The organism is Rubrivivax sp. A210, assembly GCF_904426505.1.
Classification (GTDB): domain Bacteria; phylum Pseudomonadota; class Gammaproteobacteria; order Burkholderiales; family Burkholderiaceae_C; genus Rubrivivax.
The window spans coordinates 89,603-106,309 of record NZ_CAJGBN010000001.1; the positions used below are offsets into that span (position 1 = coordinate 89,603).

Annotated in this window: 12 protein-coding genes; 6 read left to right on the plus strand and 6 right to left on the minus strand. The window is 69.4% G+C overall.

Going from position 1 to position 16,707, the window contains the following annotated elements; all coding sequences use genetic code 11:
* Nucleotides 1-122 precede the first annotated feature (122 nt).
* From JMV16_RS00445 to JMV16_RS00465, 5 genes are all read left to right on the plus strand, one after another.
* A complete protein-coding gene (locus JMV16_RS00445; protein WP_201492188.1) occupies nt 123-1,022 on the plus strand; it encodes a calcium-binding protein in 900 nt (299 codons plus the stop codon).
* A 214-nt stretch (nt 1,023-1,236) separates the two neighbouring features.
* The gene (locus tag JMV16_RS00450; RefSeq protein ID WP_201492189.1) at nt 1,237-2,154 is read left to right on the plus strand and encodes an MlaE family ABC transporter permease; all 918 of its coding nucleotides are present in this window, start codon (nt 1,237-1,239) and stop codon (nt 2,152-2,154) included.
* Nucleotide 2,155: 1 nt separating this feature from the next.
* The gene (locus tag JMV16_RS00455) at nt 2,156-2,947 is read left to right on the plus strand and encodes an ABC transporter ATP-binding protein (protein WP_201492190.1); all 792 of its coding nucleotides are present in this window, start codon (nt 2,156-2,158) and stop codon (nt 2,945-2,947) included.
* Between the two features lie 3 nt (nt 2,948-2,950).
* On the plus strand, nt 2,951-3,889 hold the full coding sequence (locus tag JMV16_RS00460; protein WP_201492191.1) for an MlaD family protein: 939 nt from the start codon (nt 2,951-2,953) through the stop codon (nt 3,887-3,889).
* Nucleotides 3,890-3,936: 47 nt separating this feature from the next.
* Complete coding sequence (locus tag JMV16_RS00465; RefSeq protein WP_201492192.1) at nt 3,937-4,557, plus strand: ABC-type transport auxiliary lipoprotein family protein; 621 nt, start codon at nt 3,937-3,939, stop codon at nt 4,555-4,557.
* Nucleotides 4,558-4,568: 11 nt separating this feature from the next.
* Here the strand turns inward: JMV16_RS00465 and JMV16_RS00470 are convergent, their stop codons facing one another.
* The 6 genes from JMV16_RS00470 to JMV16_RS24050 all read right to left on the minus strand — a co-directional run bounded on the left by JMV16_RS00470 (nt 4,569) and on the right by JMV16_RS24050 (nt 10,324).
* Nucleotides 4,569-5,507 carry a YihY/virulence factor BrkB family protein gene (locus tag JMV16_RS00470; protein WP_201492193.1) on the minus strand — a complete coding sequence of 313 codons (939 nt, stop codon included), beginning with the start codon at nt 5,505-5,507 and terminating at the stop codon, nt 4,569-4,571.
* Nucleotides 5,504-5,914 (minus strand): PRC-barrel domain-containing protein, encoded by a 411-nt coding sequence (locus tag JMV16_RS00475; RefSeq protein ID WP_201492194.1) that lies wholly within the window; start codon nt 5,912-5,914, stop codon nt 5,504-5,506. The genes JMV16_RS00470 and JMV16_RS00475 overlap by 4 nt, the downstream gene beginning before the upstream one ends.
* 151 nt (nt 5,915-6,065) lie before the next feature.
* Entirely contained in the window at nt 6,066-7,427 is a 1,362-nt protein-coding gene (locus tag JMV16_RS00480; protein WP_201492195.1) for a cation:proton antiporter, read from the minus strand.
* A 390-nt stretch (nt 7,428-7,817) separates the two neighbouring features.
* Complete coding sequence (locus JMV16_RS00485) at nt 7,818-8,786, minus strand: hypothetical protein (RefSeq protein ID WP_201492196.1); 969 nt, start codon at nt 8,784-8,786, stop codon at nt 7,818-7,820.
* A gap of 266 nt (nt 8,787-9,052) precedes the next feature.
* On the minus strand, nt 9,053-9,475 hold the full coding sequence (locus JMV16_RS00490) for a DUF2946 family protein (protein ID WP_201492197.1): 423 nt from the start codon (nt 9,473-9,475) through the stop codon (nt 9,053-9,055).
* 708 nt (nt 9,476-10,183) lie between these two features.
* Nucleotides 10,184-10,324 carry a hypothetical protein gene (locus tag JMV16_RS24050; RefSeq protein WP_236580288.1) on the minus strand — a complete coding sequence of 47 codons (141 nt, stop codon included), beginning with the start codon at nt 10,322-10,324 and terminating at the stop codon, nt 10,184-10,186.
* On the opposite strand from JMV16_RS24050, the gene JMV16_RS00495 reads away from it, so the two are divergent.
* Entirely contained in the window at nt 10,323-16,604 is a 6,282-nt protein-coding gene (locus JMV16_RS00495) for a hypothetical protein (RefSeq protein WP_236580289.1), read from the plus strand. The two genes, JMV16_RS24050 and JMV16_RS00495, sit on opposite strands and share 2 nt — an antisense overlap.
* The last annotated feature ends 103 nt before the right edge of the window (nt 16,605-16,707 follow it).

Sequence of the window (16,707 nt, forward strand, 5' to 3'; positions counted from 1 at the left end):
TTGCCACTGTGCGCACCAGCAGACAGATCGCCAAGGCTGTCGCGCATAAGTTCCGGGTCGGGTCGGTGCCTCCCCCTCAGCTGTCAACTCAGGCACCACATCGTCAACGTTCATAGGAATCCATGTCCAACTTCACCTTCGGTACCCCGCCCTTCACTTCGACGACCTTCACGGCCCCGGTGGCGGGCAGCAGTGACGTCATCGTCGCCAATGCCCCGGCCAATTTCACGATCAACGGCAATGGCGGCAACGACAGCATCACCACCTCCAGCGGCAACGACACCGTCACCACCGGCAACGGCAATGACGTGATCCGCGCCGGCGACGGCAACAACACCGTGAGCGCCGGCGACGGCACCAACAGCGTCACCAGCGGCAGCGGCGACGACACCGTCACCAGCGGCAGCGGCAACGACACGATCGCGGCCGGCAACGGCAACAACACCGTGAACGCCGGCAGCGGCACCAACAGCGTCACCACCGGCGGCGGCGCCGACACCATCACCACCGGCAGCGGCGTCGACACCATCAATTCCGGTGCCGGCAACGACATCATCAACAGCGGGGCCGGCAACGACCGCATCGTCGCAGGGGCCGGCAACGACAGCGTCAATGCGGGCGCAGGCGACGACACCATCACCGCCGGCGCTGGCATCGACTCACTCATCGGCGGCGGCGGCCACGACACTTTCGTCTATGGCAGCCTTGCCGACGCCGCGCTCGGCGCCGACACCCTTTCCGACTTCATCACATCCAGCCCGAGGCAGGCCGGTGAAGGCGACCGCCTCGACCTGAACGGCCTGGTCAACGACTTCACGCGCGTGCGGGGCGAAAGCCTGGCCCAGCTCGTGGCCAGCGGCCATCTCGACTTCAGCGCCGGCGGTGGCGGCACGGTCATCAGCTTCGACAGCAATGGCAGTGCTTCCGGCGGCACCGCCGGCGTGCTCGCGACGCTGGTCGGCGTCGCCTTCGTCTCCGAGGCGGCGGCGGTGACCACGTTCGCTGACAACATCCTCGTCTGAGAACGCGCGACCAGGCCTGAGCGGTTGATCCGGCCGCAAGCCGCAGCGATGCGGCTTGCGGCCTTTTTCGTGGCATCGCACTCTCGCCGGCGCCGGCGCCGGCGCCGGCTCGCACGGATCGCCGTCGCCCCAGGTCGGCGTCGCGCCACCGTGGCCGCTGCAGGGTGCGGCAGCGGACAGACGCAGCCACGGCGCCGGTGCAGTCTGCGTCGACATGCCCGACCTCACCACCCCCGACCCGGCCGCTTCCGCGCCGCGCGACCGCGCCGGGCTTACGGCTGCGCTCGCGCTGCAGTTGCCGGCCGCCGGCGGCCCGGCCCTGGCACAGCCGGCACGCCACGGTTTCGTGGCCGGTTGCGGCCATGCCGCGGTGGCCGCTTTGCGGCAGGGTGAGGCCTATCTGCACTTCATCGGCGAGCTGGCCTGGGAGGGCGCGGGCCCGTTGCGCCGACCGCGCAGCTGGCGCTGGCGTGGCGTGCTGCACGAGATCGAGATCGCTGGCTTCGATGCCCTGCCCATCGTCGGCCTCACCGCCTTCCTGCTCGGCGTCGTCGTGGCCTACCAGGGCGCCGACCAGCTGCGCCACTACGGCGCCAATGTCTTCGTCGTCGAGCTGGTGGGCTACGCCATGCTGCGCGAGTTCGCGCCGCTGATCGCCGCCATCATCATCGCCGGCCGTTCGGGCTCGGCCTTCGCGGCACAGCTGGGCAGCATGGCCGTGGCCGAGGAAATCGACGCCCTGCGCACCATGGGCATCGAACCCTTGCAGCGCCTGGTGCTGCCCAAGCTGCTGGCCCTGCTGCTGGCACTGCCGCTGCTGACGGTGTTTGCCGACCTTGCCGGCGTCTTCGGCGGCATGGTCATGGCGCGTTCGCAGCTGGGCATAGGCTTTGCCGAATTCGCCGACCGCTTCGGCCGCGTGATGCAGGGCTCGGCTTTGCTGGTGGGCGTGGGCAAGTCGCTGGTCTTCGCGCTCATCATCGCCAGCGTCGGCTGCTTCCAGGGCCTGCGCACGCAGGGCAGCGCCGACAGCGTGGGCCGCCAGACCACGCTCAGCGTGGTGCAGGCCATCTTCGCGGTGATCGTCGCTGATGCGCTGTTCTCGGTGGCCTTCAACCTGCTGGACCTGTGAGATGGCCACGGCTGGTGACTTCGCCATCGAGCTGCAGCAGATCGGCACCCGCTTCGGCAGCCAGGTCGTGCATGACGGGCTTGACCTGGCGGTGCGGCGTGGCGAAATCCTGGGCCTGGCCGGTGGCAGCGGCTCGGGCAAATCGGTGTTGCTGCGCGAGATGATCGGCCTGCAGCGGCCCACCACCGGGCGTGTGATGATCTTCGGTGCCGACCTGGCCACGCTGACGCCGCCGCAGGCGCTGGAACTGCGCCGGCGCTGGGGCGTGATGTTCCAGCGCGGCGGGCTTTTCGGCGCGCTGAACGTGCGCCGCAACGTGGGCCTGCCGCTGCGCGAGCACAGCGACCTGGGCGGGGCGCAGATCGGCCGCCTGGCCGAGTTCAGGATCGCCCAGACCGGCCTGCCGCCTGATGCCGGCCTCAAGTTGCCCGACGAACTGAGCGGCGGCATGCTCAAGCGCGCCGCGCTGGCGCGCGCCATCGCGCTCAGCCCCGAACTGCTGTTCCTGGACGAGCCGACTTCGGGCCTGGACCCGGCCAGCGCCGCCGGCGTACACGAGCTGATCCTGCGCACCCACGCGCTCACCCGGCCCAGCATCGTCATCGTCAGCCACGACCTCGACCTGCTGTGGCAGGTCTGCGACCGCGTGGCGGTGCTCGGCGAGGGCCGGGTGCTGGCGCTGGACGCCATGGCGGCGCTGGCGCGGCATGAGCATCCCACCGTGCGCGCCTACTTCAGCGACCAAAGGCGCGCCCGTGCGTCCGCGGCAGCCTTGGATGGCGTGGCGGCCTGAGCCATGGACGACAAGGTCAACTACACCGCGGTCGGCGCCTTCGTGCTGGTGCTGGGCGCCGCGCTGGTGGCCGCCGTGCTGTGGCTGGCCGCAGGCCTGGGCGGCAAGCAGGCCATGGACGCCTACCAGGCGGTGATTCAGGAATCGGTGGCCGGGCTCAATGTCGACGCGCCGGTCAAGGTGCTGGGCGTGGACGTGGGCAAGGTCAGCCGCATCGAGCTTGACCCGCAGAACTCGCAGCAGGTGCGCCTGCACTTCCTGATCGCCCGCGGCACGCCGATCAAGCGCGACAGCCTGGCGGTGCTCAAGACCCAGGGCCTGACCGGCATCGCCTACATCGAGCTGAGCGGCGGCAGCGCCGCATCCAAGCCCCTGCGGCCCGGCCCCGATGGCGTGGCGCCGACCATTCCCTTCAAGCTCTCGCTGGGCGCGCGGCTCGAGAACGTGCTGACCAATGTGCTGGCCAATGTCGACCGCGTGTCCAACAACCTCAATGCCGTCTTCGACGCCGACAACCGCGCCGCGCTCAAGGCGACGCTGGCCGATCTGGCGACGGTGGCGCATGCGCTGGCCGGCCAGCAGCGCAGTATTTCCAACGGCCTGGCCGACGCCGCGCGCACCGCGCAGCTGACGGCGCGCGCCGGCGAAAGGATGGCGCCCACGCTGGACCGCATTGCCAGCAGCGCGCAGTCCGTCGAGACCATGGCCGACGTGGCGCGGGCGGCCGGCGGACGTGCCGGGGTGGCCGCCGATGCCGCCGCCAGCGCCGTGCAGCAATTGCGCAGCCAGACCCTGCCCGATCTGGCGCAGCTGATGGCGGAGTTGGCGGCGCTGTCGGCCAGCCTGCGGCAGCTGAGCGAACAGACAGCCGGCAGCCCCAGCAGCCTGCTGCTGGGCCGCCCCGAGCCCCGACCCGGCCCCGGAGAAAGGGCAGCACCATGAACGTCAAGACCTCGTGCGGAGGTCGCCTGCCAAGGGACACCGCAGCAGTGGCTTGCAGCCTTGCGCTGCTGGGCCTGGTGGCCGCCTGCTCCGGCACGCTGCTGCCCAAGCCGGCGCCGCCGCCGGCCCGCTTCACGCTGGACGACGGCGCCGCCGCTGTGGCGGCGACCACCCCCAGCCCCGGCGCGCCGGATCTGGTGGTGGCGCTGCTGCGTGCCGCGGCGGGCCTGGACAGCCGGCGCATGCTCTACCAGCGCCGGCCGCTGGAGATCGAAGCCTTCGCCTTCCACGAATGGGCCGAGCCGCCGGCGCAGTTGCTGGCGCCGCTGCTGCTGCGCGCCCTGCAGGCGGGCGGTGGCTTTCGCGCCGTGTTGCCGGCGGCGTCGGCGGGCTCGTCCGCGCCGGGCAGCTGGCGGCTCGAGACCGAGTTGCTGCGCCTGCAGCAGGATTTCGCCACCCGGCCCAGCCAGGTGCGCATCAGCCTGCGCGCCGTGGTGCTGGATGGCGGCACGCGACGTGCCATCGCCTGGCGCGAGTTTGATGTGCGGGTCGACGCGGCCTCCGATGACCCGGTGGCCGGTGTGCAGGCTGCAAACGAAGCCGTGCGCCGCCTGCTGGCCGAACTGGCAGCCTTCTGCGCCGAACAGGGGCGCGCCGCGCCGCGCTGAGCGGCGCGGGTTCAGTCGTCCAGAGCAGGCGCCACGGGCAGTGCCAGCGGCACGCGCAGCGAGCCATGGCGGCGCGCGAACTCGCAGGTGAACTCCGCCCCGAGCAGGAAGACCTGGGCCGAGTAGTACAGCCACAGCAGCAGCACCACCAGCGCAGCCGCGGCGCCGAAGACCGAGGCCACGCCGCTGCGGCCTATGTACTGCCCGATCAGCGCCTTGCCCACGGTGAACAGCAGCGCGGTGATGACGGCACCTATCCAGACGTCGCGCCAGGCCACGGGCACGCGCGGCATCCACTTGTAGATCATCGCGAACACCGCGGTCACGAAGGCCAGGCTGAGCGCGAAGTTCACGCTGTCGGCCACCAGGGCCAGCTCGCCGAACCAGGGCGCCCACCACTTGCCGAGTGCAGCCATGGCGGCGCTGAAGACCAGCGACACCGTAAGCAGAAAGCCCACGCCCAGCACCATGCCCAGCGACAGCATGCGCGTGCGCAGCAGCCGCCACAGGCTGTTGCCATCGGTGCGTGCCGGTGCGCGCCAGATGCGGTCCATCGCGTCTTGCAACTCGGCAAACACGGTGGTGGCGCCCACCAGCAGTGCCAGCAGGCCGAACAGCGTGCCCAGCACGCCAGCGCGCGGCTGGTTCAGGCTCTCCAGCACCAGGCTGATCATCTGCGCGCTGTCGCTGCCTATGGTCTGCGAGAGCTGGGCAAAGATCTCGCCGCGCGCCGCGGCTTCGCCGAACAGCAGCCCGGCCACCGAGATCACGATCAGCAGCAGCGGCGCGATGGAGAACAGCGTGTAGAAGGCCAGCGCGGCGCCCATGCTGGGGGCGTAGTCGGCCAGCCAGGACGAGCCGGTGGCCGCAAGCAGCCGCCCCAGGGCCCGCGCCAGGCCGGGCTCGGGCCCGCCCGCGGGGGCGGCCGGGCCGACGCCCGCAACGGTCATTCGCCGCTGTAGCTGGTGCCGTAGAACTTGTGTACGCCGGCGGCCCAGGTCTTGTCCGACATGGCCGGCCAGCGGTCCTTGTCGAAGCCCGGTGCGTCCTTCAGCACCGCCAGGGGCACGGCGAGCGTGAAGCGCTTGTTCGTGGTGTCCAGCTTCAGCGCGGCCCAGGGCACCGCGAACAGCTTGTCGCCCATGCCGAGCAGGCCGCCGAAGGACAGAACGGCATAGGCCACCTTGCCCGTGGCCATGTCGATCATGAACTCCTTGATGTCGCCGAGGTCCTCGCCATCGCGGTTGTAGACATCGTTGCCGAGCAGCGTGTGGGCGCCCATCAGCGCCGGGCCGGGGCCCGTGGCGGAGAGAGCGTACTGGCCGAAGTTGTCGCGCGTGACGTCATTGGTTTCCATGCATTTCCTTCAGGGCGGTGGGCAGGGCGGGCCGCGGTTGCGGCCCGCCCGTCGACGGCGGCGGCATCCGGGCCGCGCCATCGACCCCGGCAAGTTAACGGCCCCTGCGGGCGGGGTCTGTGCGTTGGCATACGCCCCCCCGGGCGCAGGGCTAGCGAGCGCCGCGGCGGCGGCGCCGGTAGCGCGCCATCAGCGGCGTCACCGAGATGCCGTGCAACACGATGGAACTCACCACCACGGCCAGAGTCAGCGCCACCACGGTGTCCACATGGGCGGCCGGCAGGCCGTGGTTGATGGCATAGCTCAGGTAGTACAGGGAGCCGATGCCGCGGATGCCGAACCAGGCGATCAGCCGCCGCTGAGAAGGTGAGATGCGCGAGCCGGCCAGCGCCGCGGCCACCGACAGCGGGCGCACCACCAGCAGCATCAGCGGCACGAACCACAGCGCAGCGGGCATCCAGGGCACGGCCCACAGCAGCAGGCCCACCACCACCACGCCGGCCATCTCGCCGATGCGGTCGAGCTGCTCGTTGAAGCTCAGCACCGCGTGCGCCATGTAGGCCGAGGCGTGGCGCGGGTCGGTGGCCATCTGCTCGGCCCGCGCCGACAGCGGGCTGTGGTGGGCATGCTCCACGCTGAGGGCCGCCGCCGCCTCGGCGTGTGCGCTGGGCGCGATGCCCAGCGCAGCCACCGCGGCATCGCTGTCGAGCTTGGCCGAGTGGCGCAGCGCCAGGCCGGCGGCAAACACCGCCAGAAAGCCGTAGGCCTGGGCCAGCACCGCCAGGCCATAGGCCAGGGCGATGAGGCCCAGGGCGAGGAAGTTCTCGTAGCCCGTGGCCTCGTGGTGGCGGTGGCGCAGGTAGAGCACCAGGCGGCCCAGGCCGGTGCCCAGCGCGGCACCGATGGCGAGGCCGGCGCCGGTGGCCCACAGCACATCTACCGCCAGCCAGCGCCAGCCCAGCGTGCCCAGCTCGTGCGCGCCCAGCAGGCCCAGGCCCAGCATCACCACCGGGAACGCGGTGCCGTCATTGAGCCCGCCCTCGCCGGTGAGGGCAAAGCGCAGCTGGTCGCGGTCCGCCGGGTCGTCCACCTGCACCTCGGTGGCCAGCACCGGGTCGGTGGGCGCCAGGATGCCGCCCAGCAGCACCGCCGCGCCCACTGGCAGGCCGAGCAGCGCCACGCCGGCCACGCTGATCAGCACCACGGTGGCCACCATCGAGCCCAGGGCCAGCCGCAGCGGCGGAAACCAGCGCTGGTCGTTCAGTCCCAGGCTCATCTTCATGCCCGAGGTGAACAGCGACAGCAGCACGATGACCTCGGTCAGGTGCTCCAGCAGCACCACATGGTCGGCCAGCCTGGGCGAGGCCAGCGCCAGCCCCAGAGGCCCGATCACCAACCCGGCCAGCAGGTAGAGCATCGAGGTGCTGACGGGCAGGCGCGACAGCATCGAGCCGCTGATCACCATGATCAGCAGCAGCGCGCCGCCCACGGTGAGCCAGAGTGCGAAGGTCATCGAACAGCATACGCGTGCGACAACGCTTTCTCGGTGGGCTGGCGCGCGCCTAGGCCGGGCAGGGCGTGCGGGCGGCAGAGCCCAATGGCGCGCCGGTGCATCGTGCCCACCCGCGCCTGCGAGGGTGCAGGGTCTTGGACGAGGCCAAGAAGGGGGCCATGAAGCGGCCCAAGGACGAATCCCGATGGGCGAGAAGCCGCATGAATGCTGCCGCGGTAGCCGATTGGCCATGGATGACCGGACAGGAAGGCCCGTCGCGAGATCTCGCACAACCGCGCCGCAAGGCCCCGATGTCATCGAAGCGATCGGGGCCTTGTCGTTTCAGAGGCGATCAGGCCTGACCGCCAACTCCTCGCGGTAGAAGGTCAATGGCCATCGCGGGGGCTGGCTTCATGGGCCAGGCGGGGCGGTCGATGCGTCCGCGCCGTCCGTCGGCGCCTGCGCCAAATCCGAGGCCAGCGCGGCCACCGCCTTGAACCAGTCGGCGGCACCCGCGCCTTGCGGGTGCAGCAGCAGGCGGCCCCCCGATGCGTCGTCGAACTGCAGGCCGCTGACGCCGTCGCGGTCGACCACGCGGGCCACTGCGGTGGCCTGCCGGGCTTGCAGGCTCAAGCTGCATTGCGGCCCCGTCGCATGGTAGCCGTCGCTCACCGCCAAGGCCGCGCCCAGCGTGCCTGTGTAGTGAACGGCGGCCCCGACGCTGCCCAGGTCCAGCCGCAGCTCGGCGGCCCGGTCGAGGTGGCGCATGGCTGCGTTCGCCCAGGCCGCGGCCGCCGGCCCGCGGGCCAACGTGTCCACCCGGGTGAAGCCCGGATGCGGTACCAGCATCAAGGGCATGGGGGCCGTGGCCAGCCGCCGCCGGCAGGCATCGGCGCGTGCATGGCCATGCTGGCGCAGCCACAGCAGGCCCTGGTCGCGGCCGAGGGGGCAGGGCAGCATGAGCCTGCCGATGCGCCGTCCCAGGCGGTCATGCCAGCTGAGGTGTACCGCCGCGGCATCGCCCTCGGCATTGCCGGCGGCCGGTTCGACCAATTCGATGCGCGCAATGCCTCGTTCGGACAGCCAGGCGGCGTGGCGCTCGCCCCTCAGGTGCCACACGTCGATGCCGTCGGCCACGCCACGGGCGCACTCGAGCGTGCTCTGGAGTTCGGCCAGGCCATTGGCCACGGTCAGCACCACACGGCCCCAGTCGGCCACGGGCGCCATCAGGTCGGCCAGCAGGGCGTGCAGGGCCTGGGGTGGGAGTGGCGCCGGTGCGCGCGGCGGGCCGGTGCGCGTGCGGGGTGGCGGCGGGCACGGCCGGCCCGGGTTGAAGGGGCCGTGACGGGGGAAGAGCGGGAACGGAGCGGGTGCGCCCATGGCGGTCGCCTCCTGGCATTGGGTGGCTCGGCGGGTGTGCGGCCCGGCAGGGTGGCACACGCGGGGTGTACGCAGGCAGGGTCGTCGCCGTGCGGCGGTCGCCGGCCCGGCCTGGCGCAAGCGGCGCGCCGGGCTGGGGGTGGGGTGTACCGCGGCTGCAGCGACCCCGTGGGGCGGACGGGCGCAGGACGGCACCTGCGGGCGTGGCCAACGGGCCAGGACCGACGCTCGCGACAGCGGCGTCGTACCTTGGCCGCGGCGGCGGGTCAGGCTCTCAGGGGAGGTGCGCGAGACGGCGGGCCGCGCCACGCGAACAGCGTGCGCGGCGCCTGCAGGAACAGCGGCGCCAGGTAGTCGGCGCCACTGGCCAACACCAGCGACGAAAGCGTTGGCGGCGGCGCCAACTCGTGATGGGCCAGCGAACAGTCGGGGCAGTGTTCCAGATCGCCCGAGGCCTGCACCATCGCGCCATCGACATCGCCATCCACATCGTCGGCCGCGCCGCCGGTGGCGGCGCCTTGCAAGGCCACGAGCTTCATGCCTTGCAGGGAGCAGACTTCGACCCAGAGGCCGACGTCGCCACGGGTGCGGTCAAGTGCGCGCGCCAGCGTGGGCGTCAGCGCCAGCATGAGCATGGCCACAAGGGCTAGCCAGGCTATCGGCTGTAGGCGCAGGCGCTGGGCGTTCACAGCTTTGAGTCTAGTCAGCCCTGGTGCCCAGCCCCTGCGGCGCAGTGTCGCAGCCGCCACCCTGAAATCGGGGGCCGATGGACATCGTTTCGGGCTGCGCTTGTCTGCGGCCCATGCCCCCCAGCCTGGATGCGACAGCATGTCGCAGGACGAGGGGCCGCGGCCATTGAACCAATCGGCGCGGCGTCGGTCCATCGGTTTGCACCCGCCCGGCGCTGCCGCGCCGGCCTGGCACGACGGCTTCATCAGCCACGCAAGTCCCTGATTCGACTGCCAGTTTCGCGCCCATCCGGCGCTCGAATCCGCCGCCATTGCACCTCGGCCCGCCCCTGGTGCCTGCTGCAAGGCCTGCGGCAGATTGCCACAGCAGCCTGGCCTGGCTGCGACAAGTTGCCTCAGGGCAGTCTGACGCATGTGACTATCGGACGCGGCCTTACCGATAGTCACACGCCTAGCATCCCTGTGGTCTGTGGTGACATTTGCAAACACGGTGGGGCTCGTGCCTTTTCCCCTCCTTCTGCAAGCAAGTACCGCAAAGACATGGGTCGCTTCGATGGCGCTGGGCAGTTGCTGCCTGCTGCGCCGATTCCGACAGGAATCGGCCCGGCGGGTGGCCGGCGATCACCAACGCAGCGGTGGGTACTTCTCGTGATCGGAGGGCTTCTCGATGAAGCATCTGGATATACCGATAGAAAGGCGCGGCCGGCGTCAGGCCGGAATCACGCGCCCGGGCGCCTCGGCGTTCGCACTGATGATGGCCGCCAGCGGCATCATGCTGGCGTCAGGCGGGGCTTCGGCGGCCATCACCTGCACGCGCACGATCACGGCCAACGTGGTCGCGCTCGACATGCCGATCCTCAACAACCGGCTTGGCGCCTCCAATGTCAACGGCATGATGTTCGCCCTGCGCGAAGATCTGGTCGACATCGGCAGCAACAAGAGCGAGAAGTCCGGCGGCCTGCTGACCGCCGGCAACGTCAAGCTGCGTGACGACAAGCGGCCGCGTCCGCTGGTGCTGCGCGTGGCTGCGGGCGACTGCCTGACGGTCAATTTCGCGAACCTCTTGAAGGTGGCGCCGAACGCGCGCAACTTCCTGATCGACCGCGACGGCATCGGCAACGATCCCAACCCGGTTACCGCCGACGGCGCGCCGCAAATTCCGGTGCCGGTGGACGAGCAGGTGGCCGACCGCCGCGCCAGCTTCCATGCCAATGGCATGCAGCTGCGCACGCTGGGTGGCATCGCCAACGACGGTTCCTTCGTCGGCGCCAACCCGTCCAGCCTGGTCGCCCCCGGTGGCACCGCGGTCTACAACCTGTACGCCGAGCGCGAGCAGGTGTACCAGCTGATCAGCGCCGGCGCGCTGGTGGGCTCGGACGCCAACCAGGGCAACATTGCCAACGGCCTGTTCGGCCAGGTCATCGTCGAGCCCAAGGGCGCGAAGATGTACCGCAACACTGTGACCGAGGAAGAGATGCGCCTGGCGACGCGCACCGCGTCGATCACCAGCACCACCTGCCCCAAGCTCGGCGCCGCCGTGCCGGGGTCGACGACGCTGAAGTACTGCACCACGCTGGGCGGGCACCCGGTCCTCAACTACGAGGCCACCTACCCGAACAGCCTGCCCTGGAGCACTGAAGGCAAGGCCGGCCGCACCATCCTGAACATGGTTCAGGCGAACCGGATCGTACACACCGAGGTCGACGCCGTGGTCACCGGCCCCAACGCCGACGGCAGCTTTCCGGCCAGCACCTATCCGCTGGAAGCCGCGGGCAAGCGCAACCCGGCCTATCCCAACCGGCTGGAGCCGTTCCGCGACTTCGCCTCGATCTTCCACGACGAAGTGGCCAACGCCCAGGCCTACCCGGGCTTCTACAACGTCGCCGGCTTCCAGCCCCCCGCGGGCCAGGCCATCGACCCGTTGACCACGGTCTTCGCCTACCTGCTCAAGGGTGTGCGCGACAAGTTCATGATCAACTACACCTCGGGTGGCATCGGCACCGAGATCCTGTCCAACCGCATGGGCGTCGGTCCCATGTACGACTGCCTGGACTGCGCCTACGAAGAGTTCTTCCTGACCTTCCCCGCGGTGGGTGAGTTCGGGCAGCTGGTCGACATCCCGGCGAATGCCGGCCTCGAGACCATCACGCCGCAGAACGTGCTCAACATCCTGCTGTTCCTGAAGAACGGCACGCCCGCGCTGAGCCCGGCCGAACAGCAGTTCGTCGCCGCCATGGGCCCCAAGGCCACCAAGCCCTTCTACCCGGCCGACACCGGCAACATCAACCACAGCTACATCGGCGACTTCGTCAAGATTCGCAACACGCACAACGGCTTCGAGCAGCACGTCTTCCACCTGCACAACCACCAGTGGCTGTTCAACCCGAACGACGACAACTCGAACTACCTCGACGCCCAGGGCATCGGCCCCGGCATGGGCTACACCTACGAGATCGCCAACGGCGGCTCCGGCAACCGCAACAAGTCGGCCGGTGACGCCATCTACCACTGCCACTTCTACCCGCACTTCGCGCAGGGCATGTGGTACATGTGGCGCATCCATGACGTGCTGGAAACCGGCACCAAGCTGCAGGTTTCGGGCAACGGCTTCCATACCGCGGCCTATGCGCTGAAGGACGGCACGCCCGCCGCCGGCGCGCGCGCGCTGCCCGATGGTGAACTGACCGTCGGCGCACCCATCCCGGCCATCGTGCCGCTGCCCGGCAAGGCGCTGCCGCCCATGCCCGCCGCCGGCGTCACCGTGCTGGCCGTCGACCGCAATGGCGCTGCCCCCGGGGGCACCTCCAGCCAGGCCAAGCTCAACTACCCGGCCATCGCCGGCCCGGACGGCAAGTTCGGCACCGCCGACGACGTGAACCCTGGCTACCCGTTCTGGATTGCCGGCGTCGCCTGCGAGAACGGCCCCAACTGCGACCAGGGCATCAACGGCCAGCGCGCCGTGAGCCCGCCGATGGACATGCTGACCAAGGCCGAGGCACAAGCCCTGGTCGACCCGGTCACCGGCACCGAGCCCTTCAAGAGCTACTCCGCCGCGATGAAGGCCAACTTCATCGCCCTGGCCGGTGACTACAGCCAGATGAATGGCGGTCTGCCCCGCCATGCGCTGCACGGCGTCGCTGCCGGTGGCCAGGCCGCACCCACCATCGCCGGTGTCGTGAGCCCGGTGGACATGACCAAGGTCATCGTCAAGGCCAAGGCCGCCTTCTATCCCGAAGGTGGTACCGACGTCGAACGTACCGCGATGCAGTTCCATTCGCGTGGCGACATCCCGTCCTACAAGGTGCTGCCCGCCGGCACCGTGCAGGCCGCGAGCTTCCGCGTCGACAGCCAGCCGGCCGTTCCGGGCTCGGCCTTCAGCGACCCCTGCAAGGACGACAACCTGGCCGTGCTCACCACCAACGGCAGCAACCAGTGGTTCAGCGGCAACCCCGCCGCTCCGCTGGTGACCCTGCCTTCCGGTGCCTTCGGCTCCTACACGCCGCGCATCTACAAGGGCGCCAACGTCCAGTACGACGCGGTCATCAACAAGGTGGGCAACCATTACCCGCAGCAGCGCATCGTCTCGCTGTGGGAAGACGTGCTGCCGGTGATCGAGAAGACCAAGCCGGGTGAGCCGCTCGTGATGCGGATGAACACCTTCGACTGCACGATGTACCACCACACCAATCTCGTGCCGGAAACGTTCGAGATGGACGACTACCAGCTGCGCACGCCGACCGACATCATCGGCCAGCACATCCACCTGCCGAAGTGGGATCTGTCCACCACCGACGGTTCTGCCAACGGCTGGAACTACGAAGACGGCACGCATTCGGCCGGCACCATCCGCGAGCGCATCGAGGCCATCAACTGCTTCAACGGCGACGCCGCGGCCTGCAAGTTCGGCGCACTGCCCGGCCCGGGCACCGACGCGCTGCTGCACCCTGCAAAGCATCCCTACTTCCCGGCCACCGGCCCGGGCGGCGTGGATTGGCTGGGCGCGCGCATCACGCTGCAACGCTGGTTTGCCGACCCGCTGCTGAACGTCCAGAACGTTGATCGCGGTCTGGGCATCATCTTCACCCACGACCACTACGGTCCGTCCACCTTCCAGCAGATCGGCCTGTATTCCACGGTGCTGATCGAGCCGTCCAACTCGACCTGGAAGCACAGCGAAACCGGCAACCTGCTGGGCTGCGCCTCGCCGGCCGGCGTGGCACCGTTCTCGCCCACCGACGTGGGCCAGCCCGTGCGTGACCAACTGCCCGGCGGTTGCCGCAACGACGGCGGCCCGACCTCCTGGCAAGCCGCCATCGTCACGGGTGACCTCGACGGCGACAGCAAGAACGACAGCTTCCGCGAGTTCTACTTCGAGTACAGCGACTTCCAGCACGCGTACGAAGCCGGCGTCTACGTCGGTGCCGGTACCCTCGGCGAGTACAACGGCTCCTACGACGAGAAGGCCTATCTGGGCTTCTCGCCGGCGCTGCAGGACCTGTTCTACCCCGAGCTTCACCATGCTCCGGCCGACGGCCTGTTCCCGGCGTTCGCGCCTGGTGCGGTGCAATCGGACACCTTCCGCTTCGCGATCGCCCCGCCGCTGATCAAGCCGGTGATGCCGATCTTCCCCGACCTCACGGTCGAGAAGTTCGTCAACTTCGCCAATGGCGCCCTGTCGTTCACTCCGGTGGTCGGCCAGGAAGTCGCGGGCAAGGTGCGTGAGTGCATCCAGCGTCCGTGCCCGACCTCGATCTCCTTCCTCGAGCCCGGCATGTTCGTCGTCAACTACCGCAACGAGCCCGGCTCGCTGCGCATCTATGACCCGTCCAAGATCGGCCCCGATGGCAAGCGCGGTGCGCAAGCCGACGGCCAGGCCGGTGACCTGTCCTATGTGTTCTCGTCCAACGTCGTTCGCGCGATCCCCGACCTGAATCGCATGCCGGCCATGGGCACCGTCGCCAGCACGCCGGCCGACGCCAGCATCCTGCCGCCGGCCAACCTCGCCGTGACGGTGTTCCCGCCGCACATCAACAGTGCCGGCTTCGAACAGAAGGATCCGTTCACGCCGATGCTTCGCACCTACTCGGGTGACCGCGTGCGCGTCAAGGCGCAGGCCGGTGGCTTCGAGGAAGAGCACAGCGTGTCCATCCACGGCATCAAGTGGCTCAAGACCGGCTCCGGCCATGGTCGCGGCCCGAATTCCGGCTGGGTCAACCAGTCGTCGGGTGGCATTTCCGAGCAGTTCACGATGGCCTCGCCGGTCTTCATGGACTTCAGCCAGAAGGCTGGCACTGCCGACTACCTGTACCAGATGGACGCCTACCAAGACGGCGTCTGGGGTGGCAACTGGGGCCTGATGCGCAACTACAACACGCTGCAACCGACGCTGTTTGCCCTGCCGAACAACGTGCGTCCGGTGCAGCCGTTCAACCGCGCGCTGTTCCAGTCCGGCGACAAGGCGGTCTGCCCGCTGAACGCGCCGGTCAAGGCCTTCAACATCACGGCCATCGCCGCCAACCTGGCATTGCCTGCCGTCCCTGGCGTGACCCTCACGCCGACGGGCGACCAGGTGCTGCGCGCCGGCACGCCCAACCTCGAGGTGGGCAATCTGCCGGTGGGTGTCAACATCGCCTCCCTGCATGCAGGCGGCCCGCTCACGGGCACCGGCACGCTGGTCTACAACAGCCGCACCACCCCGGTGACCGGCACGGCCCAGGGCATCACGGTCAACGAGACCGGCCCGCTGCATGACCCGACCGGCATGATGTACGTCCTGTCTTCGGATCTGGACGCTGCCGGCAAGCTCAAGGCCGGTGTCAAGGTCGAGCCGCTGGCCCTGCGTGTCAACGCCGGTGATTGCGTGCAAGTGACGTTGAACAACAGGCTGCCGGCCGTGGCCAGCGACCTGCCCAACTACAACGACTTCCGCCACGCCAACAAGCGTGAGCGTCTGCACCCCGAGGGCTCCACGGTCTTCGGTGTCAACCATGTCCGCGCCTCCAGCGAAGTGGGCTTCCACACCCAGCTGCTCGAGTACGACGTGACCAAGTCGGACGGCATGAACGTCGGTGTCAACCCGGTGCAAACCGTGGCCCCCGGCGCCCCTGCGCGTACCTACACGTTCTATGCCGGCGACCTGCGCCTGGCCGAACTGCCGCAGATCGGCAATGCCGCCCAGTTCAATCTCGACGCCATCCTGGCGACCGCGATCGAATTCGGTCCGGTCAATGCGCTGGCCTCGGACAAGATCAAGCAAGCCGAAAAGGGCCTGTCCGGTCTGGTCGTCGTGCATCCGCGCGGCGCCACCACGGCCTTCCCGGTCGCGGGCTCCAAGCTCACCGCCGACGTCACCGCCCCGGCGCTGGCCCAGCAAGTGACCAACCTGCTGACCAACACGCTGCCGGCAACAGCGGCGCAGACCTACCGCGACTTCGGCCTCGTGTGGCAGAAGATGCTCAACTACCGCTACGCCTCGGGCAATGCGGTGCAGAACGAATCGGAGGAAGGCCCCGGCATTCCCGAGAACGCGCCGCACACCATGATCGGTGCTGCCAACTACGGTGCCGAGCCCACCTTCTTCCGCTTCGGCATCCCGCCGCTGTCGGCAGCAGGCAACGCCAACTGCGGTGGCGTGGGTGGCCAGTTCACGGCTCCCAAGCCCGCGAACCCGGCCGACCTGACCTGCTTCGGTGGCATCCTCAACGCCGGCTCGCTGTTCAGCAACAGCATCACCGGGGGTGTCGATCCGCAGACGCCGATCTTCCTGGCCAGCGCGGGTCAGCAGTTCCGCATCGGCCTCGTGGCGCCCAACTCGAGCAGCCGTGCGACGACCTTCACGCTGCACGGTCACGTGTGGCCGAGGGATCCGTTCCTGGCCCTCAAGCGCGATGCAGCCGGCTTCCCGACCAACGCCAACATCGACAACGTCGGTTCGGTGGTGATCGGCAACAACCCGATGCAGATGTACTTCGGCGCCCAGGAAAGCGTCATCGGCTCTGCCCACTACGTCATCAAGCCGACCACCGGCGCCGGTGGTGGCGATGCGGTCAAGGGCGACTACCTGATGCGCGACACCGCGGGTGCCGGCTTCGGTGGCGGTGCGTGGGGCATCCTGCGCGTCGGTCCGTAATCGCCTGAACTTCCCCCGGGGGGCAACCCCCGGCCCCGAATGGGTGCAGCCTGAACGGCTGCACCCATTTTTCTTTGTGCGCCCTGCGTGGTGACCCCCCCGT

Bases quoted from the DNA above. Each gene is read 5' to 3' on its own strand.
- JMV16_RS00445 (WP_201492188.1), top strand. From the start codon at position 123: ATGTCCAACTTCACCTTCGGTACCCCGCCCTTCACTTCGACGACCTTC.
- JMV16_RS00450 (WP_201492189.1), top strand. From the start codon at position 1,237: ATGCCCGACCTCACCACCCCCGACCCGGCCGCTTCCGCGCCGCGCGAC.
- JMV16_RS00455 (WP_201492190.1), top strand. From the start codon at position 2,156: ATGGCCACGGCTGGTGACTTCGCCATCGAGCTGCAGCAGATCGGCACC.
- JMV16_RS00460 (WP_201492191.1), top strand. From the start codon at position 2,951: ATGGACGACAAGGTCAACTACACCGCGGTCGGCGCCTTCGTGCTGGTG.
- JMV16_RS00470 (WP_201492193.1), bottom strand. From the start codon at position 5,507: ATGACCGTTGCGGGCGTCGGCCCGGCCGCCCCCGCGGGCGGGCCCGAG.
- JMV16_RS00475 (WP_201492194.1), bottom strand. From the start codon at position 5,914: ATGGAAACCAATGACGTCACGCGCGACAACTTCGGCCAGTACGCTCTC.
- JMV16_RS00480 (WP_201492195.1), bottom strand. From the start codon at position 7,427: ATGACCTTCGCACTCTGGCTCACCGTGGGCGGCGCGCTGCTGCTGATC.
- JMV16_RS00485 (WP_201492196.1), bottom strand. From the start codon at position 8,786: ATGGGCGCACCCGCTCCGTTCCCGCTCTTCCCCCGTCACGGCCCCTTC.
- JMV16_RS00495 (WP_236580289.1), top strand. From the start codon at position 10,323: ATGCCGATCCTCAACAACCGGCTTGGCGCCTCCAATGTCAACGGCATG.
- JMV16_RS24050 (WP_236580288.1), bottom strand. From the start codon at position 10,324: ATGTCGAGCGCGACCACGTTGGCCGTGATCGTGCGCGTGCAGGTGATG.